The following is a 24,098-nucleotide window of genomic DNA, read 5'->3' as shown; positions in this document are numbered from 1 at the left end:
AATGCCCAACCCCGTTGATTCCGTGCCTCCACTGCCCCGCATCTACGCCCTGGACCCACAAGAGGCGGAACAACGCTGGGACAGTGCACCGCAACTGCTGTCGGCGCTCAATGCCGCGCGGCTGGGCGCATGGTGCTGGGAAATCGACACGGGAAGAATCAGCTGGTCTCGGGGCACCCAGGCATTGTTTGGCTACGATCCGCGCCAGCCCCTGCCCAACGACCTCAATTACCTCGACCTGCTGGCGCCGGAAGACCGCGCCCGCGTAGTGCGGGCGTTTCATGCAGTGCTGGCCGGCGAGCCGGTCGAACAGGCCATGCATCACCGTATCCAATGGCCCGATGGCAGCCTGCACTGGCTGGAAATCAATGGCAGCCTGGTGCCGGACAAAAACGGCAGGCGCCGAATGATCGGGGTGATCCGCGAGATCACCCACCAGCGCGAGCGGGAACACGCCCTCAGCCACTCCGAAAAACGCTTCGCCACCCTCTTCCACCTGTGCCCGAACATGGTGCTGCTGACGCGCCAGGCCGACGGCCGGATCAGCGAAGCCAACCATCATTTCGAACTGCTGTTCGGCTGGCCGGTGGCGCAAGTCATTGGCCGTACCACCCTGGAACTGGGCCTGTGGCGTCATCCGGAGCAGCGCACGCACCTGGTCCTGGCCACCCAGCGCAAAGGTGAATCCATCACCATGGAAGTGCAGTTCTGCGCCAGCAACGGCCAGATCCACGACGGCACGCTCAGTGCGCAAAAGGTCGAACTGGACGGCGAGGCCTATCTGATCAGCACCTTCCTTGACACCACCGAGCGCAAAAACGCCGAGCAAGCGCTCAAGGACAGCCAGGAGCGCCTGGACCTGGCGCTGGACTCGGCGCAACTGGGCACCTGGGACTGGCACATCCCTACCGGCATGCTCTACGGCTCGGCCCGTGCCGCCCAGCTCCATGGCCTGCCGAGCGAACCGTTCCATGAATCCTTCGATGCATTTTTTGAAGGCATGTCCGATAAAGACCGCGAGGGCATGCGCCACGCCTACCGCAGCTTGCGCGAAGGCCCGGACGGCAACTACCAGTTGACCTACCGCGTACCCGCCGAGGACGGCAGCGTGCGCTACCTTGAAAGCCGCGCACGTTTGTATCGCGACGAATCCGGCAAGCCCCTGCGCATGGCCGGCACCTTGCTCGACATCACCGATCAGGTGGAGCGCGAGCAACGCCTGAGCGCTTCCGAAGAAAAATTCGCCAGCCTGTTCCAGGCCAGCCCCGACCCTATCTGCGTCACTTGCCAGGACAGCGGCGAGTTTATCGAGATCAATCCGGCGTTCACCCAGACCTTTGGCTGGACGGCCGCCGAAGTGATCGACAAAAGCGCCGAGCAGATCGGCCTGTGGGATGAATCAAGCAAGCGCCTGCAACGCATCCAGCAGGTGATTCGCGAACAGTCATTGAGCAATGTGGCCATCGTGGTGCATGCCAGGAACGGCCAGAGCCTGACCTGCGTGATTTCCAGCCGCCTGATCAAGGTCAACGGGCAGCCATGCATCGTCACGACCCTGCGCGATATCACCCAGCAGCAACGCTCGGAGGCGGCGCTCAAGGCCAGCGAAGAGAAGTTCGCCAAGGCCTTCCATTCCAGCCCCGACGCCATTTCGATCACCGAGCGCGACACGGGTCGATACGTGGAGGTCAATGATGGGTTTTGTCGCCTGACCGGCTATCGCGCCGAAGAAGCCATCGGCCTCACCCTGTACCAGATTGGCATCTGGGCCGATGAAAACCAGCGCACCGCGCTGTTGGCCGAACTGCAGATCAAGGGACGCATCCATCACCTTGAGATGCTTTGGCACAACAAGCGGGGCGAGGTGCTGGCGGTGGAGGTGTCGGTCGAACCGATTACCTTGAATGAAACGCCATGCCTGCTATTGACCGCACGTGACGTGAGCCTGCTGAAGAATGCCCAGGCACAGATCCGCCACTTGGCCTATCACGACCCGCTGACCAACCTGCCCAATCGTGCGCTGCTGATGGACCGTCTGAGCCAGCAGATCGCCCTGCTCAAGCGCCACAACCTGCGCGGCGCCCTGCTGTTTCTCGACCTCGACCACTTCAAGCATATCAACGACTCCCTGGGTCACCCGGTGGGCGATACCGTGTTGAAAATCGTCACCGCACGCCTGGAAGCCAGTGTGCGCACGGAAGATACGGTGGCGCGCCTGGGCGGCGATGAGTTCGTGGTGCTGCTCAGCGGCCTGGAAGGCTCACGCACGCAAGTCAGCGGCCAGGTGCAGACGCTGGCCGATACCCTGCGCGAACTGCTCTCTGAACCCATGTTCCTCGACGGCCACCGCTTGCAGGTGACGCCCAGCATCGGCGTGGCGCTGATTCCCGACCATGGCACCACCCCCGCCGACCTGCTCAAGCGCGCCGACATCGCCCTGTACCGCGCCAAGGATTCCGGGCGCAACACCACCCAGATGTTTCACAACAGCATGCAGAAAACCGCCAGCGAGCGCCTGCGCATGGAAACCGACCTGCGCCTGGCCCTGTCACGCGGTGAGTTCAGCGTGCACTACCAGCCTCAGGTGGATGCGCGTGGCAACAGGATCGTCGGCGCCGAGGCCCTGGTGCGCTGGCAGCACCCGCAACTGGGAGCGCAGTCGCCCGCCGAATTCATCAAGGTGCTGGAGGACAGCGGCTTGATCCTGGAGGTGGGCACCTGGATCCTCGATCAAGCGTGCGGCGCATTTGCGCGGTTGATTGCCGAGGGCCTGGTGGACCCGCTGAATTTCAGCCTGTGCGTAAATATCAGTCCGCAGCAGTTTCGCCAGAACGACTTTGTGGAACGGGTCGAGCGCAGCCTCACGCACCATCAGCTGCCCTACAGTTTGCTGAAGCTGGAAATTACCGAAGGTATCGTGATCCAGAACCTGGACGACACGGTAATGAAGATGCGTCGCCTGAAAAAACTCGGCGTGAGCTTTGCAATGGATGACTTTGGCACCGGTTACTCATCCCTGACCTACCTCAAGCGCTTGCCGGTGGATGCGCTGAAAATCGACCAGTCGTTTGTGCGCGACGCGACTCACGATCCCAATGACGCTGAAATCATCCGCGCCATTATCGCCATGGCCCGCAGCCTGAATCTGGAAGTGATTGCCGAAGGCGTGGAAACCGTGGAGCAACTGGCGTTCCTGCAAAAGCTCGGCTGTCATGTGTATCAGGGGTACTTGCATAGCCGGCCATTGCCGATGGAGGGGTTCAGGCAGTTACTGGAATAGGCGTTTTTGAAACGCCGCGTGGAAACAAATGCACCCTGGGTTATCCCTGCCCAGGTGCATCATGGTCAAATCAGTGCAACGGCCTGACCATGCGTGGGGGCTCGCCCCTGTTTTCCCCATAACTCCTCGCGGCCGTTGATGACCGCCACCGAATGCCCGGTACGGTTCACCATACCCAATTGTCCCTGGGCCAGATCACGCACCCGCACTCGTTTCATGTGTTTTCTCAACCCAAGGCGCAGAAAGCCTTCGCCCGGACCGGTTTCGTCCTCCCCGTTGTTCAGGCTACGAATCGCAGCCTGATAACTGCGACCGGCCGTCCGATCGTTGTTTTCCATCTGCGCACGCTTGGCGCTGACGGAAAACAGGAACTGCGCATCCTTGAGCATGCCTTTGTCGGGCCCATGGAATTTGGCGCCCCGGCTGCCCTCGACCAATTCGCGATCGGACAATGTGAGCCGAAAGCCGTCGCGCATGAGGACATGGTATCCGTCATTGGTTTTGGCCACTTCCTGGAAAATATCCGTGGGGCTTTGTCCGAATCGGTGCATCGCAGCCTTGATGGCCGATACCGTCACGCAGTTGCCATCCGGGCCCTGGCGAAAGCCACTCCAGATATTGTCGGGCTTCACGCCGCCGCGCTTGTTCGACAAACCCGGAATGCTTGCTGCGGCATCCGGTTTTGGCAATACCGGTTGGGGGGTTACCTGCGGAACAACAGGTGAAGGAATAGCGTCAGGCATATTCTTTTGTTTTTTATCAGCGACCAGCGCGAGTAACTGAGTAAAAAAAGAAGCGAATAGAGCCACAACTGCATTGATCGCCTGCGCCTCATTGCCGACAGCCGCCGAACGCTGCGATATATCACCAAACCTTATCTCAGGCGTCGCCCCGACCGATGCATGACTGACACTTGATTGAACAGTGGGCTCATTACTTGCGCTGAGTGCATCGACCGATAATGACTGCCTTACATCGATGACCCGCGCAATGTTATTAATTGCAAAGAGTGACATAGAGTTCTCCGTGCACAGGCATCTCTTCGACATATAATTTCGAAAAAATGCCTGCACTTATAAAAAGACTGAAACGCGATGACTGTCTTTAGAACCTGGAACTTAGCCGATGATTAAAGCGCCCATGCCTGCCAGAAGATCGGTCGTCAGCAGGGCCCGGACTGGTCAGATCCGGAGTGGGAGCGTCGGGCAATGGTGTTGGCTTGGCGTCCGGCAACACAGGGGGCTGCGGTTTGGTATCCGTTGGCACATTGGGCCTTGGGAAGTTGCTCGGAAGCACGGGTGGCTGAGGTTTGGTATCCGGCCCCACAGGCAGTTGGGGTTTGGTATCCAACTGCACAGGTAGCTGGGGCTTGGTATCCGTGGAAACCTTTGGCGTTGGCAGGCGGTCCGGCGAGAGTTTTCCATCAGGGCAGTGGCAATGACCGACCACCACATTCACGTTTACGTTTGTCTTGGGGTCGTTGTTTACGCTTATCTCGGGCCTGGGCACCGTTGGGGAGAGCGGCATGGGGTGCGGTTTATTCCCGCCAGGCAGGTTGACCGAAGGATCATTGGGTTGTGGCAGCACCCGTAGCCCGCCTGCATCCGGCTTCACAAGCTCTTTGCCGGTATCCGGCAGCACTGGCAGCTTGCCTGCATCCGGCTTGACCAACTCTTTGCCGCTATCCGGTTTCACCGGCAGCTTGCCCATATCCGGCTTGACCAGCTCTTTGCTGCTATCCGGTTTCACCGGCAGCTTGCCCATATCCGGCTGAACCAGCTCTTTGCTGGTATCCGGTGCAACAGGCAATTTGCCTGAGTCGGGCTTGACCGGTGTCTTGCCCGAAAATATATCGCGCATGGCCCTGAAGATACCTTCAAGCATATCGAACAACTGCCTCAGAGCGGTCTCGGGGGTAACTGCCGTATTATCGGGACGCAGTGACGTCTGAAGAGGTGTCGTGCCTAGAGATAGAGTGGTCGGTTTGAGAGTAACTTTATTGTTCGAAACCGTTTGTTGCTCCAAAGCGGAGGTATCGACTTTTACCAGCGGCGGAGTGTTAATCGACATAGACATACGCACGTTCCTTTATTTCATACAACCGACCGATTAAGGGTCAGAAAGAGTGATAGTTTTATTGACTGAAAAACAACAGCGCTGTTTCAGTCCCTCCATTCGTGGGAAGTTGAGCTATCGAGTTCCGCAAATCGCAGTTCATATAAGGAAACCAAAGCGCATTATCAGACTTTGCCTCATGGACAATTTCCGCCAAGCCTTGATTTATGGCTTTTTCGATACGCCGGTGTGGTCACACGCGTTAATACTCTGTAGGAATGTCACTCGTCGACAACATTCCACGTAATTACTCGCCCATGGTTTGTGTTAACTCGCACGCGTAAAAAAGGCGCCTGCGGTGGCGCCTTTATGGAAGTCGGATGCAAGAACTCGATTGCCTGGGCTCAGCCAGCCACCGGATGAGGCATCTCCAGCAGGCGACTGACCTGCTCCAGGCCGGTCTCACGGCGCAGGGCGGTAAACAGCTCCACCGCTTCGGGGTAGTTGCGCGTCAGCATCGCCAGCCACTGCTTCAAGCGGCCAGGCGCCTGGCGCTCAGTCAATTGCGCCACCGACTGGGTCCAGAAATCCTGGAGCATCGGCTGCATCTGCGCCCATGTCATCTCCATCACCTCTTGCCCTGCACGCGCCGCCGCAATCTGCCGCGCCAGGTCCGGGCGCGCCACCAGGCCACGGCCGAGCATGATGTCTTCGGCGCCGCTGACTTCGCGGCAACGTTTCCAGTCCTCGACGCTCCAGATGTCGCCATTGGCAAACACCGGCACCTTGACCACCTCCTGCACCCGAGGGATCCACTCCCAATGGGCCGGCGGCTTGTAGCCATCGGTCTTGGTACGGGCATGCACCACGATATGCGCAGCGCCGCCTTCGGCCAGCGCAGTCGCGCAGACCAATGCGCCATCCGGACTGTCGAAGCCCAGGCGCATTTTGGCGGTGACCGGGATATGGGCCGGAACCGCGCGACGCACATGCTCGACGATCCGGTTGAGCAGCTCCGGCTCCTTGAGCAGCACCGCGCCGCCACGGGACTTGTTGACGGTCTTGGCCGGGCAGCCGAAGTTGAGGTCGATCACCTGCGAGCCCAACTCGCAGGCCAGGGCGGCGTTTTCCGCCAGGCATACCGGGTCAGACCCCAGCAATTGCACGCGCAGCGGCACGCCCGCTGCGGTGTGGGCACCCTGCAGCAGTTCCGGAGCGAGCTTGTGGAAATAGGCTGGGGTGAGCAAGCGGTCGTTGACGCGGATGAATTCGGTCACGCACCAGTCGATACCGCCCACGCGGGTCAACACGTCCCGCAGGATGTTGTCGACCAACCCCTCCATGGGCGCCAAAGCAATTTGCATGGGTAACACTCAACAAAAATCGTGGCGCAGTTTACTGGGTTTCCCGCAACAACCGTTAACCCCCCGTCAGCGCAGGTCCATATCCTTCGATAAACTCGGCGGGCATGCGTTTGGGCCGGCCGCTGGACAGCTCGATGCAAACAAAGGTGGTGTGCGCACGCAGCAAGGTGGCACCGTCCCGCGGGCGTACCAGTTGAAAACGGCGCGTCATCTTCAGGCGCTGGTCCCAATCGACGATCCAGGTGGCCAGTTGCAGTTCGTCGCCTTCGTAGCCGGCCGCCAGGTAGTCGATCTCATGACGCACCACGGCCATGGCGCGGTCCAGGCGCCGGTACTCGGTGAGGTCCAGCCCCAGGCGCTGGGAATGGCGCCAGGCGCAACGCTCCAGCCAGGACACGTACACCGCGTTATTGGCGTGCCCCAGGCCGTCGATGTCTTCAGCGGCGACCTGCAGGTCGATGATGAACGGCGTTGCCAGATCCCAGCCCATGCCTTGCTCCAGTCGATTGATGTCGGCCGGCGCAGTGTATCAGGCGCTCTGGCGCTCCTGTACATGACAGGCCGCCAACAGAGCGAGTATGCCTTCGATCACCTGTGGATCGGCCAGCACTTTCTGATGCCCGCCCTGCTCCATCCGCATCAGACGGCTGCCCACCCAGGCCTCGTGGATAGTTTGCGCGGCTTTGACCGGGACGAACGTATCGTCTTCGGCATGCACGATCAGGCCGGGAAGGTTCATCTGGTAGCGGGCGACATCCAGGTGCTTTAGCGGCATGCCGAAAGCCCGTTCCACCGTCTGGATAAACGCCAAACACGCGCGCGGCGGCAAACCCATCATGCGTGTGAAACCGCGCAGCGCATCGAGGAACCGCGACGGTGCCGCAATACTCACCAACGCCCGCGTGCGCAGCCCCAACTGCACCGCCAGCATCGCGCTGGCACCGCCCATCGAGTGGCCGACCACCGCATGCAGCGGGGGCAGCTCAGCCGCAGCCTCAAGCATGGCACGGGCGAACAGCAGCACGTGTGCTTCACGCCCCGGCGACTGCCCATGGGCCGGGCCATCCAGCGCAATCACCGAATAGCCGCCCTCCACCAGCGCCGTGATCAGGCTGGCGAATTGCGTTGGCCGGCCTTCCCAACCGTGCATCAGCAACACCGCCGGCCCTTGCCCCCAGCGCAGCGCCGACAGGCCGAAACGCAAGGTGATGCGCTCCGACTGCGCCAGCACCGGCAGCTCCCACGCCCGCGGCGGCAGCGCGCGGGGCGTCATGAAGGTGCGGCGCATCCGGTTGGCCACCGTTTGCGGCGCCAGTCGGCCGACAGTACCGTTGAAGCCACGCACCCAGGTCAAGCCGCCCATGCTGTGAACCCCTCTTCAGCGTACCGCCGACTTGGCGGCGCGCAGCACACGATCGGACAGCTCGCCCGGACCCAGGGCCCGCGCCAGCGTCAGGCCACCGACCATCAGCGCCATGTCGGCCAGGGCCTTGTCGGTATCTTCCGGGCTGGCCGCCAGTTGAGCGGTCATCAGCTCGCAATGCTCGTTCAATGCCTGACGGAATTCGTCCGGCAAACGACCCATCTCGCCGACGGTCGCCGGCAGCGGGCATGCCTGGCCGGTGGAATCGCGGTGCTTGCGTGACAAGTAAAACGCCGCCACCAGGCTCCTGCGCTCTTCACCGGTCAGTTGGGCGTCCAGGTCTTCAATCGCCGCGCGACGCTTGGCCAGCAGCTGAGTGAAGGCCTCCAGCATCAGCGCATCCTTGCTTTCAAAGTGCGCATAAAAACCACCCACCGTCAGCCCTGCCGCGCCCATGACTTCACCGACACTCGGCTCAGCCGGGCCGCGCTGAATCAATGCCGCGCTGGCCGCCTGCAGGATGCGTTCGCGTGTTTGCGCTTTTTTATCGCTCATCAAAGCCTCCGTCTCTCATGGGTTGAATATTATTACCATAATAATATTGCGCAAGCGACAAACACGACCATTGGTCAGAACAGAAGAAAGGACGTGGAAAGAGAATTGGCCAAACGCCAGACAAACAAAAGGGCCATTCAATAATTGAATGACCCTTAAAAATCCCGCAGAGCGGGTAATCGTGGCGTCCCCTAGGGGACTCGAACCCCTGTTACCGCCGTGAAAGGGCGGTGTCCTAGGCCACTAGACGAAGGGGACACAAACCTTCTGTACAACTGATCGACGCTGAGTGCCGATCGATTCAAGGACGGTGTGGCCAGACCTTGAACCTGTAGATTGGTGGAGCTAAACGGGATCGAACCGTTGACCTCTTGCATGCCATGCAAGCGCTCTCCCAGCTGAGCTATAGCCCCGATTTTTCGCCTGGCGGCGCAGCAGACCTTTCGAGCTGCTTGTTGAAACTGGCGTCCCCTAGGGGACTCGAACCCCTGTTACCGCCGTGAAAGGGCGGTGTCCTAGGCCACTAGACGAAGGGGACAAAACCTTCTGTACAGCTGATCGGCGCTGAGTGCCGATCGATTCAAGGACGGTGTGGCCAGACCTCGAATCTGTAAATTGGTGGAGCTAAACGGGATCGAACCGTTGACCTCTTGCATGCCATGCAAGCGCTCTCCCAGCTGAGCTATAGCCCCTCATCGGTGAGGACGGGGCGAATCTTAATGGCGGTTTCGAAACGTGTCAAATTTATTTTCAACAATTTCCAAAATTTTTTGCCGGGATAACAATCACTTACCGACGAAACCCCGGAAAACCGGGGTTTCGTCTCTACATGGGTCTGCTTAAGCGATAGCGCCCAGCAGCTTTTCCCACTCCTTGTTTTCTTTCTTCGAGACACCACCAAGCAAATCAAGGGCTTGGCGCAGACGGAAACGCGTGAGGTCCGGGCCGAGGATTTCCATCGCATCGAGCACCGACACCGAACTGGCCTGCCCGGTAATCGCGGCAAACATCAAGGGCATGGCATCGCGCAATTTCAGTTCCAGGGACTCGACCACCGCCTGGATCGTCGCGGTGATCGCATCCTTCTCCCACTGGCGCAGGCTTTCGAGCTTCCACAGGATCAACTGCATCAGCTGGCGAACCTGATCAGCCGAGAGTTTCTTGGACTCAAACAGCTTGGCATCCGGGTTCACGCCCCCGGCGAAGAAGAAACTGGCCAACGGTGCGACCTGGCTGAACGTCTCTACCCTGCCCTGCACCAATGGCGCAATCTTCATCATGTACTCAGGGTTCAACGCCCACTGCTGCACACGGCTGGCGAACTCTTCCACCGGCAAATCACGCAGCCACTGGCCGTTGAGCCACGACAGTTTCTCGATATCGAAAATCGGCCCGCCCAGGGACACGCGGGACAGGTCGAAGTTGTCGACCATTTCCTGCAGCGAGAATTTCTCGCGCTCGTCCGGCATCGACCAGCCCATGCGGCCCAGGTAGTTGAGCATCGCTTCAGGCATAAAGCCCATGCGCTCGTAGAAGGTCACCGACGTAGGGTTCTTGCGCTTGGACAGCTTGCTCTTGTCCGGGTTACGCAGCAGCGGCATGTAGCACAGCTGCGGCTGTTCCCAGCCGAAATATTCGTAGAGCAGGATCAGCTTGGGCGCCGACGGCAGCCATTCTTCGCCACGCAGCACATGGGTGATGCCCATCAGGTGGTCGTCGACCACGTTGGCCAGGAAGTACGTCGGCAGGCCGTCGGTCTTCATCAGCACCTGCATGTCCATGCGGTCCCACGGAATCTCGACATCACCGCGCAGCATGTCCGGCACCACGCACACGCCTTCGCTCGGCACTTTCATGCGGATCACATGGGGCTCGCCGGCGGCCAGGCGCGCGGCCACTTCTTCCTTGGACAGCAGCAGCGCGCGGCCATCGTAGCGCGGTGTCTCGCCACGGGCCTGTTGCTCGGCGCGCATCTGGTCCAGCTCTTCGGCGGTGCAGAAGCACGGGAACGCATGACCCATGTCCACCAACTGCTGGGTGTACTGCTTATAGATATCGCTGCGCTCGCTCTGGCGATACGGGCCGTGGGGGCCGCCGACGTCCGGGCCTTCCGCCCAGGTGATGCCCAGCCAGCGCAGGGCATCGAAAATCTGCTGTTCCGACTCACGGGTCGAGCGCAGTTGATCGGTGTCTTCGATCCGCAGGATGAATTCACCGCCGTGCTGCTTGGCAAAGCAGTAGTTGAACAGGGCGATGTAAGCAGTGCCGACGTGGGGATCCCCAGTAGGCGATGGCGCAATGCGCGTGCGGACGGTGGTCATGGCTGGTCTCGAATGGGCGATGAAACTGAAAATTGAAACAAGGGGCGAATGGTAACACCAGCTTGGGTGATTCCGGGAGACCGAGGCGCGGCCATCGGGGGCAAGCCTCCTCCCACACTGAATGGGGTTCACACATCTGCATGTGTGAATACAGTCAAATGTGGGAGGGGGCTTGCCCCCAATGAGGCCAGTGAAGCCACCACAGATCAGACAGCCAACAACCGCTCGCGCAACTTGCCAATCTCATCGCGCGTCTGCGCCGCCGCCTCGAACTCCAGATCCCGCGCCAACTGATACATCTTCTCTTCCAACTGCCGAATGCGCTTGGTGATCTCACTCGGCGAGCGCAGTTCGTTCTCGTACTTGGCGCTTTCTTCGGCGGCCTTGGCCATGCCCTTGCGCTTCTTGCTGCGCGAGCCGGGCACGGTGGCGCCTTCCATGATGTCGGCCACATCCTTGAACACGCCTTTGGGGGTGATGCCGTGTTCCAGGTTGAACGCAATCTGCTTCTCGCGACGACGTTCGGTCTCGCCGATCGCCCGCTCCATGGAGCCGGTGATGCGGTCCGCATACAGGATCGCCCGGCCGTTGAGGTTACGCGCCGCACGGCCGATGGTCTGAATCAGCGAACGCTCGGAGCGCAGGAAGCCCTCCTTGTCCGCGTCCAGGATCGCCACCAGCGACACCTCGGGCATGTCCAAGCCTTCGCGCAGCAGGTTGATGCCCACCAGCACGTCAAAGGTGCCCAGGCGCAGATCGCGAATGATTTCCACACGCTCCACGGTGTCGATGTCCGAGTGCAGATAACGCACGCGCACGCCGTGGTCGGCCAAGTAATCGGTCAAGTCTTCGGACATGCGTTTGGTCAAGGTGGTGACCAGCACCCGCTCTTCCAGGGCCACGCGCTTGTTGATCTCCGACAGCAGGTCGTCGACCTGGGTCAGCGCCGGGCGGATTTCGATCTGCGGGTCCACCAGACCGGTCGGTCGCACGACCTGCTCAATGACCCGGCCGGCATGTTCGGCCTCGTAGTTGCCGGGCGTGGCGGAGACGAAGATAGTCTGCGGGCTGATGGCTTCCCATTCGTCGAAACGCATCGGCCGGTTATCCAGCGCCGAGGGCAGGCGGAAACCGTATTCCACCAGGGTTTCCTTGCGTGAACGGTCGCCCTTATACATCGCGCCCACTTGCGGCACGCTGACGTGGGACTCGTCGATCACCAGCAACGCGTCCGGCGGCAGGTAATCATAGAGTGTCGGTGGCGGCGCACCGGACTCGCGACCCGACAGGTAGCGCGAGTAGTTTTCGATGCCATTGCAATAGCCCAGCTCCAGAATCATCTCCAGGTCGAAGCGGGTACGCTGTTCCAGGCGTTGGGCTTCCACCAGCTTGTTGTTGGCGCGCAGGTATTCCAGGCGCTCGGCCAGTTCGACCTTGATGCCCTCGATTGCGCCCATCAGGGTTTCACGCGGGGTCACATAGTGGCTTTTCGGGTAGAAGGTGAAGCGCGGCAGTTTGCGGATCACCTCGCCGGTCAAGGGGTCGAAGGCCGACAGGCTTTCGACTTCATCGTCGAACAGCTCGATGCGGATCGCTTCCAAGTCGGATTCGGCCGGGTAGATATCGATCACATCGCCGCGCACGCGGAAGGTGGCGCGGGCAAAGTCCATGTCGTTACGGGTGTACTGCAAGCTGGTCAGGCGCCGCAGCAGTTCGCGCTGGTCGAGCTTGTCGCCCCGATCAACGTGCAGCACCATTTTCAAATAGGTTTCCGGGCTGCCCAGACCGTAGATGCACGACACCGTGGTGACGATGATCGCGTCCTTGCGCTCCAACAGGGCCTTGGTCGCCGACAGCCGCATCTGCTCGATATGGTCGTTGATCGAGGCATCTTTCTCGATGAAGGTGTCGGAGGACGGCACATAGGCTTCGGGCTGGTAGTAGTCGTAGTAGGAGACGAAATACTCCACCGCGTTGTTCGGGAAGAACGCCTTGAACTCGCCATACAGCTGCGCGGCCAGGGTTTTGTTCGGCGCCAGTACCAGGGTCGGGCGATTGATCTGTGCGATCACGTTGGCGATGCTGAATGTCTTGCCTGAACCGGTCACCCCGAGCAGCGTCTGATGCGCCAGGCCGGCCTCGATGCCTTCGACCATCTGGCGAATGGCTTCCGGTTGGTCGCCGGCGGGTTCAAAACGGGTGACGAGCTGGAAATCCGACATAACGTACCTCGTGTGGTCACCCCAGACTCAACACCGCCAGGGACGAAATAGCTCAGCAACCCACGAATAATCATCGCAGGTTGCAGGAAAAAACCATGATAGCCGTAGTAGTGGTGACGAAGGTGTCGGGTTTCAAGGCAATCGTCCTACCTGCGGTCCGGGATCAATCTGCAATAAGACTAACGGTCGGCCATTAAAGCGAAAAACTTGGCCGAAAAGCCATTTCCGCTGTCGCCCTCAGCCGTGATGGCCTCTATACTAGCTCCCCGTTTGTGCACCGCTCTAGTGCAACCGGCTGGAGCGCGACACGTCCCTCCCCTCCCCCATAGAGCTGCCGCAAAAATGAGCCTGTTCTCCGCTGTCGAAATGGCACCACGCGATCCAATCCTGGGCCTCAACGAAGCATTCAACGCCGATACTCGAACCACCAAGGTCAACCTTGGCGTGGGCGTTTACTGCAACGAGGAGGGGAAGATTCCGCTCTTGCGTGCCGTTGCCGAAGCGGAAGCCATTCGCGTGGCGCAGCATGCCGCCCGTGGCTACTTGCCGATTGACGGCATCGCGGCCTACGACAAGGCCGTGCAAACCCTGCTGTTCGGTGATCAGTCGCCACTGCTCGAAGCCGGCCGTGTGGTCACCGTGCAGGCCGTGGGTGGCACGGGCGCGCTGAAGCTCGGTGCCGACTTCCTCAAGCAGTTGCTGCCCGACGCCGTCGTCGCCATCAGCGACCCAAGCTGGGAAAACCACCGCGCACTGTTCGAAACCGCCGGTTTCCCGGTGCAGAACTACCGCTACTACGACGCCGCCACCCACGACGTCAACCGTAGCGGCCTGCTCGAAGACCTCAACGCCCTGCCGCCACAATCCATCGTGGTGTTGCACGCCTGCTGCCACAACCCGACCGGCGTCGACCTGAGCCCGGCGGACTGGCAGAACGTACTGGACGTGATCAAGGCCAAGAACCTGGTGCCGTTCCTTGATATGGCCTACCAGGGCTTCGGCGACGGCATCCACGAAGACGCCGCCGCGGTGCGCCTGTTCGCGCAGTCGGGCCTGACCTTCTTTGTGTCCAGCTCGTTCTCCAAGTCGTTCTCCCTGTACGGCGAACGCGTGGGCGCCTTGTCCATCGTCGGCGACTCCAAGGAAGAAAGCGCGCGCATCCTGTCCCAGGTCAAGCGTGTGATCCGTACCAACTATTCCAACCCGCCCACCCACGGCGCAGCGATCGTTGCGGCGGTACTGAACAACCCTGAACTGCGCGCCCAGTGGGAAACCGAACTGGCCGAAATGCGCCTGCGCATCCGCGGCATGCGCGAGCAGATGGTGGCGCAGCTGACCAAGGCTGCTCCCGGCCACGATTTCAGCTTTGTCGGTCGCCAGCGTGGAATGTTCTCCTACTCCGGGTTGACGGTTGAGCAAGTGACCCGCCTGCGCAGCGAATTTGGCATCTATGCACTGGACACCGGCCGTATCTGTGTGGCGGCGCTGAACCAGTCGAACATTGCCGCGGTCACACAGGCAATCGTTCAGGTGCTGTAAACCTGCCAGCGTTGAACGAGGGGGAAGCCGAGGGCTTCCCCCTTTTTGTTGGCGAACCCACTAGACTGCACACCGACTGCCCCTTTGCTGTGAGAGCCCTATGAGAGACGACGACCTGGACCTGCGCGCCGACCGCGACGAACTGCACGACTATGCTCCACGCGCGCCGCAAGCCAAGCGCCAGAAAAGCCTGGTGCTGCAAGTGGCGCTGGGGGTGTTCCTCGGTGGCCTGGCGTTGTGGCTGGTGCAATTGGGCGCGACCGCGCTGATGGCAAAATTGGCCATGGGCACCCTGCAATTTGGTGGCTGATGAGCGAAATGTGGGAGGGGGCTTGCCCCCGATACCGTAGGAGCGAGCTTGCTCGCGAAGAACTCAAAGACACCGCGGGCTACCAGGAACACGGCGTTATCGTTGACGATTTTCGCGAGCAAGCTCGCTCCTACAAGATTAGGGCAAGTCCCCTCCCACATTCGATTCAGGCTGCTGCAAGCCCGCGCTCCTCCAGCAGTTTTACGAAGCTGTTCAGACTCTGCGACACCGTGCCTCGGCGCCAGATCAGCCAGGTATGCAGAATCCGAAACGTATCGCTCAACGGCCAAACGCTTACCGCCGCAGCCCCCGGCATGCTTTCCAGCATACTGCGTGGCATCAAGGCCAGCCCTGCCCCGGCGCTGACGCACGCCAGCATGCCGTGGTAGGACTCGATTTCGAAGATCCTGCCCGGCACCGCACCGTCCTGTGAAAACCAGCGCTCGAAATGATGCCGATACGAGCAGTTGGAGCGAAAGGTATAGATATTCTCGCCAGACACATCCTGCCCGCGCGTGATCGGCCCGTGGTGCAGCGGCGCGATCACCACCATCTCCTCTTCAAACACTGCCACGCCTTCCAGGGTGGAGTGCAGCACCGGGCCATCGACAAAGGCCGCCGTCAACCGCCCGGACAGCACGCCTTCGATCATCGTGCCCGACGGTCCCGTGCTCAGGTCCAGCTCGACCTTGGTGTACTGCTGGTTATACGCCGCCAGCAACGCAGGAATTCGCACCGCCGCGGTACTTTCCAGCGAGCCGAGGGCAAAGGCGCCCTGGGGCTCCTCCCCCGCCACCGTGGCGCGGGCTTCCTGGACCAGATCGAGGATACGCCGCGCATAGCCAAGGAAATTCCACCCGGCCGGTGACAGGCGCAAGCGGCTTTTCTCGCGGATAAACAACTCCACGCCCAGATCCTGCTCGAGTTGTTTGATCCGGGTGGTCAGGTTCGACGGCACCCGGTGAATCAATTGCGCGGCGGCGCTGATGCTGCCTTGTTCGGCAACAGCCTTGAAGATTTCCAACTGAACCAGATCCAATTCATTCTCCATTCGTGAATGTATTGCTTAATATTATTCAGTTTCCAGAAAAGATCCAGCACCGTACGCTGGCCTCCATCCCATCACCCCAGCAGGACGGTGCCATGAACGCTATTGCTCATCAGACCCACGCCTTGTCGATCAACCCGGCCAATGGCGAAACCATTGGCAGCTACGCGTATGAAAGCCAATCGCAGCTGGATGCCGCGCTCAGCCGTTCCACCGCAGCCTTCCGCACCTGGCGCCGCCAACCGGTCGACCAGCGCGCGCAATTGCTGGTGGCCCTGGCCAATGCCCTGCGTGACCAGGCCGAAGCGATGGCCCAAATGATTACCCTGGAAATGGGCAAACCCATCGCCCAGGCCCGCGCCGAAATCGAGAAATGCGCCCAGCTCAGCGAGTGGTATGCCCAGCACGGTCCCGCCATGCTCGCGCCGGAGCCGACCCTGGTGGACAACGGCAGCGCCCGGATCGAATACCGCCCGCTGGGTCCGATCCTTGCGGTAATGCCGTGGAACTTCCCGGTATGGCAAGTGCTGCGCGGCGCCGTACCAACGATGCTCGCCGGCAACACCTACGTGCTTAAACATGCGCCGAACGTGATGGGCAGCGCCTACCTGATCCAGCAGGCGTTCCAGAAAGCCGGCTTCGCTGAAGGCCTGTTCGAAGTCATCAACGTCACCACCGAGGGTGTGTCCAGCGCCATCGCCGACCCGCGCATCGCCGCCGTCACCCTCACCGGCAGCGTACGTGCCGGTATCGCCATCGGTTCCCAGGCCGGTGCAGCACTGAAGAAATGCGTGCTGGAACTGGGCGGCTCCGACCCATTCATCGTGCTCAACGACGCTGACCTCGACGCCGCCGTACAGGCCGCGCTGATCGGCCGCTTCCAGAACAGCGGCCAGGTTTGCGCCGCCGCCAAGCGCCTGATCATCGAGCAAGGCGTGGTTGAAGCCTTTACCGCCAGGTTCGTCGAAGCCAGCCGCAACCTGGTGGTGGGCGACCCGACCTCGCCTGCCACCTACATCGGGCCCATGGCGCGCTTTGACTTGCGCGATGAGCTGCATGGCCAGGTCCAGGCCACCCTCGAAGAAGGCGCGACTCTGCTGCTGGGCGGCAACAAGGTGGCTGGCGCAGGCAACTATTACGAGCCCACCGTACTGGCTGACGTCACCGACCAGATGACCTCGTTCAAACAGGAACTGTTCGGTCCCGTCGCGTCCATCATCACCGCCCGCGACGCCGAGCATGCGGTGGCGCTGGCCAACGACAGCGAATTCGGCCTGACCGCCAGTATTTTCACCACCGACCCGGCCAAAGCGCGGGACATCGCCGACCAGTTGGAAACCGGTGGGATCTTCGTCAACGCCTACAGCGTCTCCGACCCGCGCGTCGCATTCGGTGGCGTGAAAAAAAGCGGATTCGGCCGTGAGCTGTCGCACTTCGGCGTACGCGAGTTCTGTAATGCACAGACGGTATGGCTCGATCGTCAATAAACAGCCCAAGCTTCAATACACATCAAATGTGGGAGGGGGCTTGCCCCCGATGGCGGTGGTTCAGTTACAGATACTGAGACTGACACACCGCAATCGGGGGCAAGCCCCCTCCCACATTTGGACCTAGGTAACCCTGAGGACCGTATCCGCCTTTCAGCAATCAGCGAATATGCCGCCGCACACACTGCACCAACCCATCCAGTGCCTGCGACTTCACCGGCGCCAATACGCACACCGTGTGTTCACGCTCGCCCTCTTTCACGGTGAGCGTGTAATGCACCTGCCCCGGATTGCCGGAGGGTCGAGTACTTTGCGGCAACTGGAAAAACTTCGACTGCTCGATCAGTTGCCGCAACTCCTGCTGGTCCTGCTCGGGCAGTGCATCGAGCTCGACACTGCGGGGTGTGGCCAAGCCCGGAAAATACGCCGGGCCGCCGTTTTCCTTGATCGAGATTCGCATGGCTGTTCCTCACCGCCCAGGCGGCGTGTCAGACGTTGATACCCACCGCTTTCCAACCTTCCTTGACGGCCTTCTGCTCATCCTTGTTCGCGCCGTACAGACGCCCGGCAACATCGTAAGTGATACGTGCAAAACGCAGAAACCCCGAGTTCGGCCGCAACCGCGCGTCACGCAGCGCGTCGTACCAGATGCGCCCGGCACGCTCCCAGGCAAAACCGCCGATACGGGTGGCGACCTGATAGAACGCATGGTTGGGAATGCCGGAATTAATGTGCACGCCACCGTTGTCGTCATAGGTTTGCACAAAATCATCCATATGCCCCGGCTGCGGGTCCTTGCCCAGCAATTTATCGTCAAACGCCGTGCCGGGGGCCTTCATCGAGCGCAGGGCGGTGCCCTTGATCTTTTTGGTAAACAACCCTTTGCCGATCAGCCAATCGGCGTCCTCGGCCTTTTGTTTCAACGCGTACTGCTTGATCAGCGACCCGAACACATCCGACAGCGATTCGTTCAGCGCACCGGATTGATTGAAGTACATCAATTTGGCTTCATCCTCGGTGACTCCGTGGGCCAATTCATGGCCAATCACGTCGAGGGCCACGGTAAAGCGGTTGAACAGCTGCTGGTCGCCATCACCAAAGACCATCTGGGTCGAATTCCAGAACGCATTGTTGTAGTCCTGGCCGAAGTGCACGGTGGCATCCAGCACCATGCCGGCATCGTCGATGGAATTGCGGTCGAACACCTGGTCGAAAAAGTCGAAGGTCGCGCCCAGGCCGTCGTAGGCCTCGTCCACCGCGGCATCACCGCTGGCGGGCTGCCCTTCGCCGCGGATCAGCTTGCCGGGCAGGCTGTCGGTGTTGTCGGCGCTGTAGATCGAGCGCTGTTTCTCGGCGCCCGCCGCCAGCGCCATGCGCGCCGGGCCTTTGGCGGGCACGGCGACCATGCGCAACGAGCGGAACGTGCTGTCCTTGGCGCGCGTGCGCAACGCGACCTCGCGTTGGGCTTTGTCACCGTGGCGCGCGATCTGGTCGAGCATGTACGGCGGGATCAGGCAGAAAATCGGATTTCGCGGTTGGCGAACACACATAAGCTGGCTCCTTTTTGGCGTGTGGTGAACGGCCGGTTGACGACTTCAGGATAGACGCGGGTTTGCCGCCTGGGCCAAATTGTCATGAAATCATGTTGCAGTCGTGTTTATCCGAGGCCCCATAAGGAATACCCCATGCCCGCACGCCACGTCAAAATCGACCTGTCCTATCGCCCAAGGCTTGCCGACCTTCGTCCATTGATCACGCCCAGCCCATCCTTGCTGGAGGCCAGGGCCGCGACGCCGCGTGTCACCGCAGCCAAGGACCTGCAGAACCGGCGCGGCTTCGCCGAGGACTTTCTCGGCAGCTTCGCGGTGCACTGGCCCACCCTTGACTCGGCCGTGGCAGGTGATGCCCAGCCCGGGCGCCTGGACTACACGCACTTTTCCATCAGCATGTCGCGCGCCCGACGACTGGCGCTGTATGTCGGCGTCAACATCGACGGCGACAAGCACGTGGATATCGTGCGCAGCAACGACACCTGGGCCTACGACGGCCGCCTGCCCCTCGACGCCCAAGTGGGCGAAGACCTCTACGCCGGCAATGGCCTGGACCGTGGCCATCTGGTGCGGCGCCAGGACCCCAACTGGGGCGACGAGGCGAACACCGCCAACCTCGACACCTTCCACTTTACCAACTGCTCACCGCAGATGAGCGGCTTCAACCAGAAGACCTGGCTGGAACTGGAGGACTACATTCTCGACAACACCCAGCGCTGGAAAGCCCGCGCCAGCGTATTCACCGGCCCGGTGTTCGCCGACGACGACCGCCTGTACCGTGGCGTGAAAATCCCCCAGGCGTTCTGGAAAGTCGTGGCCTACCTCAGTGACGACGGCAAACCTTCCGCCAGCGCCTACATGATCGACCAGCGCAGCGAACTGGGCCAACTGGACCTGGTCTTCGGCCCGCTCAAAACCTACCGGCGCAGTGTGTTGCAGATCGAACAATTGACCGGCATCCGCTTCGGCAACCTGGCCGACTACGACGGCTTCAGCAACGAGGAGCGCGCCACGGGGACGCGGATCGAAGCGCTGATCCAGGGGCCGCAGGATATCCGACTCTGACCACGGCCCACTGTAGAAGCGAGCTTGCTCGCGAAAGACGTCAACGATAACGCGGGCAACCTGATACGCCGCGGTGCTCTAAAGTGCTTCGCGAGCAAGCTCGCTCCTACAGGCCGTGATCGACTACCATAGCGCCGCCGGTTCCCCCACGGGACTAATAGGGAATTCGAAACGCCGCCCGCGACGTCAATCGAAACTGCCCCCGCAACTGTAGGTGCCGAGCCTGCTCCCCATTGCCACTGGACGTTGTCCGGGAAGGCCGGAGCCTGGCGACGACGCATCAGTCAGGAGACCTGCCGGCCAAGTGACTCACTAACCGGCGGGGTGTCCGGGAAGGCCATCCTTGCGCTGCCCGACCGGCGGCGCGCGCGGGTGTATTTCCGAACCGTCCCTGCCCTGCTTCACCGACGGTTCAAACGGAGATTGCCCCATGCTGCCACGCGTTACGGCCCTGATCATCGGCCTGGGTGTCTGCGCCCTGGCCCAAGCCGCGCCGACCCACTACCCGCTGACCCTGGAAAACTGCGGCAGCCACCTCACCTTTGCGCAAGCGCCAGCACGCAGCGTGACCATCGGCCAGGCCGCCACCGAGATGCTGTATGCGCTGGGCGTGGGCGATAAAGTGGTCGGCACGTCGCTGTGGTTCAACGATGTACTGGCGCAGTACAAGGCACAGAACGCCAGCATCGAACGCCTGGCCAATAACGAGCCGAGCTTCGAGGCGGTGATCGCCAAGCGCCCGCAACTGGTGGCCGCCGAGCTGGAATGGGTGGTCGGCCCCCAAGGCGTGGTGGGCACCCGCGAGCAGTTTCACGAACTGAATATCCCCACCTACCTGCTGCCCTCCGACTGCGAAGGCAAGGACAACCTGGTAGGCGCCGACGGCACGCGGCTGGAGCCGTTTCGCATCGAGACGATCTACAAGGGCCTGAGCCAACTGGCCGAGATCTTCGACGTGCAAGCGCGCGGCCAGCAACTGACCGATGACCTCAAGGCGCGCCTGGCAAGGTCGATCGCCACCGCGCAGGGCAAAGGCTTGAAGCAGGCCAGCGCGCTGGTGTGGTTCTCCAGCGCCGAAATGGCCAGCGACCCTTACGTGGCCGGCCACAAAGGTGTACCGCAATTCATGCTGCAAACCCTCGGCCTGCGCAACGTGGTGCAGTCCGATGAAGAGTGGCCCGCCGTCGGCTGGGAGACCATCGCCAAGGCCAACCCTACCTTCCTGGTGATCGCGCGCATGGACCGCCGCCGCTACCCCGCCGACGACCATGAAAAGAAGCTGGCCTTCCTGCGCAGCGACCCGGTGACGCGCAACATGGACGCGGTGAAGCACAACCGTATCATCATCCTCGACGCCCTGGCGCTGCAGGCCAGCCTGCGCACCTTCGACGGCCTGGAACAACTGGCGGCCGCCATCGACGGCTATGACCTGCCGCAATGATACGGACCCTGCTCGCCCTCACGCTGCTGCTGATCGTCCTGCTTGCCGGCGTGGCCATCGGCGAAACCGCTATCTCGCCGCAGGTAGTGCTCCAAGTGCTTGCCAATAAACTGTGGGCGGCCGGCTATGTGCTCGACCCCATCGATGAAGGCGTGGTGTGGAACTACCGCCTCACCCGCGCCCTGGTCGCCGGTGCCTGTGGCGCGGGCCTGGCGACCTGTGGGGTGATCCTGCAATCGTTGCTGCGCAACCCGTTGGCCGACCCGTATTTGCTGGGCATCAGCGCCGGCGCCTCGACCGGTGCGGTGCTGATTGCTTTGCTCGGGGTGGGCGGCGGTCTGATTTCGTTGTCGGCCGGCGCTTTTGTCGGCGCCATGGCCGCGTTCGCACTGGTGATCCTGCTGGCGCGGGCCAGCGGTTCGTCCAGCGGCACCGGCCAGATCATCCTCGCCGGCATTGCCGGTTCGCAGTTGTTCAATGCGCTCACCGCGTTCCTGATCACCAAATCCGCCAGTTCCGAACAGGCCCGCGGCATCATGTTCTGGCTGTTGGGCAACCTCAGCGGCGTGCGCTGGCCGTCGGTGTGGCTGGCGGTGCCGGTGGCGATTGCGGGGCTGGTGGTGTGCCTGTGGCACCGACGTGCGTTGGATGCGTTTACCTTCGGCACTGATTCGGCGGCCTCGCTGGGCATCCCGGTGCGCCGCGTGCAGATTGTGCTGGTGGGCTGCGCGGCGGTGGTGACGGCGGTGATGGTGTCGATTGTCGGCTCCATCGGGTTTGTCGGTCTGGTGATCCCCCACGCCGTGCGCTTGATGCTCGGCACCGGACACTCGCGCCTGTTGCCGGCCAGCGCCCTGGGCGGCGCCTTGTTCCTGATTGCGGCGGATGTGCTGTCGCGTACCTTGATCAAGGGCCAGGTGATTCCGGTAGGCGTGGTCACGGCACTGGTGGGTGCGCCGGTGTTTGCGCTGATCCTGATCGGCCGGAGGAATGCGCGATGACGGTACTCAGTTGCACCGGCCTGGGCTTCAAGGTACGTGACGCCGAGTTGCTGCGCGATATTGATCTGGACGTACGGTTGGGGGAAACCCTCGGCATCGTCGGGCCGAACGGTTCGGGCAAATCCACCCTGCTCAAGTTGCTCGCCGGCTTGCGCGCCCCGGCCAGCGGCGAAGTGCGCCTGGGCGGCAAGCGCCTGGGTGAGTTATCCCGCCGCGCCATCGCGCAGCAATTGGCCTTGGTGGAACAACAGGCCGACACCGACGACGCCATCCGCGTGTTCGACGCCGTGGCCCTGGGCCGCACGCCGTGGCTGTCGGCACTGAGCCCGTGGTCCGCTGAAGACGACCGCATCGTGCGCCAGGCCCTGCACGACGTGGACGCCACCCACCTGAACCACCGCGCCTGGCGCAGCCTCTCGGGCGGCGAACGCCAGCGCGTGCACATCGCCCGCGCATTGGCGCAACGGCCCCAAATCCTGCTGCTGGACGAACCGACCAATCACCTGGATATCCAGCATCAACTGACAATTCTCAAAGGTGTGCAGGGTTTGCCGGTCACTACCTTGATCGCCCTGCATGACCTGAACCAGGCGCTGACCTGCGATCGCCTCGCCGTGCTGGACCGTGGGCGCCTGGTGGCGCTGGGCACGCCGCTGCAGGTACTGACACCGGAGCGGTTACACGAGACATTCGGGGTGCAGGGTCACTACCTGACGGACCCGTTCGACGGCGCGCAAATCCTGCGCCTGCGCTGCAGTTGAACCCTGTGACGGCGGCACAGCTGGCAGTGATCCAAAATGTGGGAGGGGGCTTGCCCCCGATGAGGGCGTGTCAGCAAAAGCATCAGTAACTGACCCACTGCTATCGGGGGCAAGCCCCCTCCCACCTTTGATCACCAGAGGCCGGTACATGGGTGTCGTCTGTCCCGCCGCACTGAGCGCGCAGAGACCTTACCTGACGAACCCGCTCGACGACGCGCAGTGATCCAAATGTGGGAGGGGGCCCCTCCCACCTTTGATCATCAGAGGCCGGTGCATGGGTGTCGTCTAGCCTACCGGATTGGGCGCGCAGAGACGTTACCTGACGGACCCGTTCGACGGCGCGCAGTGATCCAACTGTGGGAGGGGGCTTGCCCCCGATGAGGGCGTGTCAGTAAAAGCATCAGTCACTGACCCACCGCTATCGGGGGTAAGCCCCCTCCCACATTGGAACACCAGAGGCCAGCGCATCGGTGTCGCCTGCCCTACCGGATTGGTGGGCTCATACCACCTTGATATGGGTGATTCCCACCACCCGCGCCTGCTCGAGGATTTCCTCCGGCGTCGCATCCGCAGCAGGCAGGATCAAGCCGTTTTCCGCATCGCCAAAGTGCAACTGCAGCAAATGCATCGCCGCTTCATGCACAGGCAATCCGGACTGCTTGAGGTCGAATGTATGAGTGCGCGGTTCGTCATTGAACCGGTAGTTCAAGGTGTAAACAGGCATGCGGGCATCCTT

General features: G+C 61.5%; 20 protein-coding genes, 4 tRNA genes and 1 riboswitch. Of the genes, 8 read left to right on the top strand and 16 right to left on the bottom strand.

The genetic code is table 11. The features are described 5' to 3' along the window. Position 1: 1 nt before the first annotated feature. On the top strand, positions 2 to 3,280 hold the full coding sequence (locus TU82_RS02400) for a PAS domain S-box protein (RefSeq protein WP_057721529.1): 3,279 nt from the start codon (positions 2 to 4) through the stop codon (positions 3,278 to 3,280). A gap of 65 nt (positions 3,281 to 3,345) precedes the next feature. Here the strand turns inward: TU82_RS02400 and TU82_RS02395 are convergent, their stop codons facing one another. The 12 genes from TU82_RS02395 to uvrB form a co-directional block, all read right to left on the bottom strand. Next, complete coding sequence (locus tag TU82_RS02395; protein ID WP_231982764.1) at positions 3,346 to 4,296, bottom strand: hypothetical protein; 951 nt, start codon at positions 4,294 to 4,296, stop codon at positions 3,346 to 3,348. A gap of 88 nt (positions 4,297 to 4,384) precedes the next feature. Further along, positions 4,385 to 5,356, bottom strand: a complete 972-nt coding sequence (locus TU82_RS02390; RefSeq protein ID WP_057721528.1) for a hypothetical protein — start codon at positions 5,354 to 5,356, stop codon at positions 4,385 to 4,387. 383 nt (positions 5,357 to 5,739) lie between these two features. After that, complete coding sequence (locus TU82_RS02385; RefSeq protein ID WP_057721527.1) at positions 5,740 to 6,699, bottom strand: tRNA dihydrouridine synthase; 960 nt, start codon at positions 6,697 to 6,699, stop codon at positions 5,740 to 5,742. Between the two features lie 55 nt (positions 6,700 to 6,754). Then, positions 6,755 to 7,189, bottom strand: coding sequence for an acyl-CoA thioesterase (locus tag TU82_RS02380; RefSeq protein ID WP_057721526.1), 435 nt, complete (start codon positions 7,187 to 7,189; stop codon positions 6,755 to 6,757). A gap of 39 nt (positions 7,190 to 7,228) precedes the next feature. Then, the gene (locus TU82_RS02375) at positions 7,229 to 8,062 is read right to left on the bottom strand and encodes an alpha/beta fold hydrolase (RefSeq protein WP_057721525.1); all 834 of its coding nucleotides are present in this window, start codon (positions 8,060 to 8,062) and stop codon (positions 7,229 to 7,231) included. A gap of 15 nt (positions 8,063 to 8,077) precedes the next feature. Further along, positions 8,078 to 8,617, bottom strand: coding sequence for a TetR/AcrR family transcriptional regulator (locus TU82_RS02370; protein WP_057721524.1), 540 nt, complete (start codon positions 8,615 to 8,617; stop codon positions 8,078 to 8,080). A gap of 182 nt (positions 8,618 to 8,799) precedes the next feature. Further along, a tRNA-Glu gene (locus tag TU82_RS02365) sits at positions 8,800 to 8,875 on the bottom strand. Between the two features lie 79 nt (positions 8,876 to 8,954). Continuing rightward, positions 8,955 to 9,030: transfer RNA gene (locus TU82_RS02360), tRNA-Ala, on the bottom strand. Positions 9,031 to 9,079: 49 nt separating this feature from the next. Further along, positions 9,080 to 9,155 (bottom strand) — tRNA-Glu (locus TU82_RS02355). Positions 9,156 to 9,233: 78 nt separating this feature from the next. Continuing rightward, positions 9,234 to 9,309 (bottom strand) — tRNA-Ala (locus TU82_RS02350). A gap of 147 nt (positions 9,310 to 9,456) precedes the next feature. After that, positions 9,457 to 10,938 carry a glutamate--tRNA ligase gene (gene gltX / locus TU82_RS02345; RefSeq protein WP_046068947.1) on the bottom strand — a complete coding sequence of 494 codons (1,482 nt, stop codon included), beginning with the start codon at positions 10,936 to 10,938 and terminating at the stop codon, positions 9,457 to 9,459. Positions 10,939 to 11,144: 206 nt separating this feature from the next. Beyond that, positions 11,145 to 13,160 carry an excinuclease ABC subunit UvrB gene (gene uvrB / locus TU82_RS02340; RefSeq protein WP_057721523.1) on the bottom strand — a complete coding sequence of 672 codons (2,016 nt, stop codon included), beginning with the start codon at positions 13,158 to 13,160 and terminating at the stop codon, positions 11,145 to 11,147. A 342-nt stretch (positions 13,161 to 13,502) separates the two neighbouring features. Here uvrB and TU82_RS02335 point away from each other — a divergent pair, with 342 nt between their 5' ends. Both TU82_RS02335 and TU82_RS02330 read left to right on the top strand, forming a co-directional pair. Continuing rightward, on the top strand, positions 13,503 to 14,699 hold the full coding sequence (locus TU82_RS02335; protein ID WP_057721522.1) for an amino acid aminotransferase: 1,197 nt from the start codon (positions 13,503 to 13,505) through the stop codon (positions 14,697 to 14,699). A 100-nt stretch (positions 14,700 to 14,799) separates the two neighbouring features. Next, positions 14,800 to 15,009, top strand: coding sequence for a hypothetical protein (locus TU82_RS02330; protein ID WP_057721521.1), 210 nt, complete (start codon positions 14,800 to 14,802; stop codon positions 15,007 to 15,009). A gap of 166 nt (positions 15,010 to 15,175) precedes the next feature. On the opposite strand, the gene ptrR is transcribed toward TU82_RS02330, so the two are convergent. Further along, entirely contained in the window at positions 15,176 to 16,048 is an 873-nt protein-coding gene (ptrR, locus tag TU82_RS02325; RefSeq protein WP_057721898.1) for a putrescine utilization regulator PtrR, read from the bottom strand. A gap of 104 nt (positions 16,049 to 16,152) precedes the next feature. Between ptrR and TU82_RS02320 the strand changes: the two genes are divergently transcribed. Then, on the top strand, positions 16,153 to 17,544 hold the full coding sequence (locus TU82_RS02320; protein WP_057721520.1) for an aldehyde dehydrogenase family protein: 1,392 nt from the start codon (positions 16,153 to 16,155) through the stop codon (positions 17,542 to 17,544). Between the two features lie 160 nt (positions 17,545 to 17,704). On the opposite strand, the gene TU82_RS02315 is transcribed toward TU82_RS02320, so the two are convergent. Beyond that, a complete protein-coding gene (locus TU82_RS02315; protein WP_057721519.1) occupies positions 17,705 to 18,004 on the bottom strand; it encodes a protealysin inhibitor emfourin in 300 nt (99 codons plus the stop codon). Positions 18,005 to 18,032: 28 nt separating this feature from the next. Further along, entirely contained in the window at positions 18,033 to 19,094 is a 1,062-nt protein-coding gene (locus tag TU82_RS02310; RefSeq protein WP_057721518.1) for a M4 family metallopeptidase, read from the bottom strand. 135 nt (positions 19,095 to 19,229) lie between these two features. Between TU82_RS02310 and TU82_RS02305 the strand changes: the two genes are divergently transcribed. The 4 genes from TU82_RS02305 to TU82_RS02290 all read left to right on the top strand — a co-directional run bounded on the left by TU82_RS02305 (position 19,230) and on the right by TU82_RS02290 (position 23,362). Further along, positions 19,230 to 20,159, top strand: coding sequence for a DNA/RNA non-specific endonuclease (locus tag TU82_RS02305; RefSeq protein ID WP_057721517.1), 930 nt, complete (start codon positions 19,230 to 19,232; stop codon positions 20,157 to 20,159). Between the two features lie 121 nt (positions 20,160 to 20,280). After that, positions 20,281 to 20,474: riboswitch (cobalamin riboswitch) on the top strand. A 115-nt stretch (positions 20,475 to 20,589) separates the two neighbouring features. Further along, a complete protein-coding gene (locus TU82_RS02300) occupies positions 20,590 to 21,600 on the top strand; it encodes an ABC transporter substrate-binding protein (protein WP_057721516.1) in 1,011 nt (336 codons plus the stop codon). After that, entirely contained in the window at positions 21,597 to 22,601 is a 1,005-nt protein-coding gene (locus TU82_RS02295; RefSeq protein WP_057721515.1) for a FecCD family ABC transporter permease, read from the top strand. Before TU82_RS02300 ends, TU82_RS02295 begins: the two co-directional genes overlap by 4 nt. Continuing rightward, positions 22,598 to 23,362 (top strand): ABC transporter ATP-binding protein, encoded by a 765-nt coding sequence (locus tag TU82_RS02290; protein ID WP_057721514.1) that lies wholly within the window; start codon positions 22,598 to 22,600, stop codon positions 23,360 to 23,362. Before TU82_RS02295 ends, TU82_RS02290 begins: the two co-directional genes overlap by 4 nt. 499 nt (positions 23,363 to 23,861) lie before the next feature. Here TU82_RS02290 and TU82_RS02285 read toward each other — a convergent pair whose 3' ends face one another. Beyond that, positions 23,862 to 24,086, bottom strand: coding sequence for a hypothetical protein (locus TU82_RS02285; protein ID WP_057721513.1), 225 nt, complete (start codon positions 24,084 to 24,086; stop codon positions 23,862 to 23,864). Positions 24,087 to 24,098 lie beyond the last annotated feature (12 nt).

It is taken from the genome of Pseudomonas orientalis (assembly GCF_001439815.1).
Taxonomy (GTDB): Bacteria; Pseudomonadota; Gammaproteobacteria; order Pseudomonadales; family Pseudomonadaceae; genus Aquipseudomonas; species Aquipseudomonas orientalis.
This window is presented reverse-complemented; position numbering and strand designations above follow the sequence as displayed.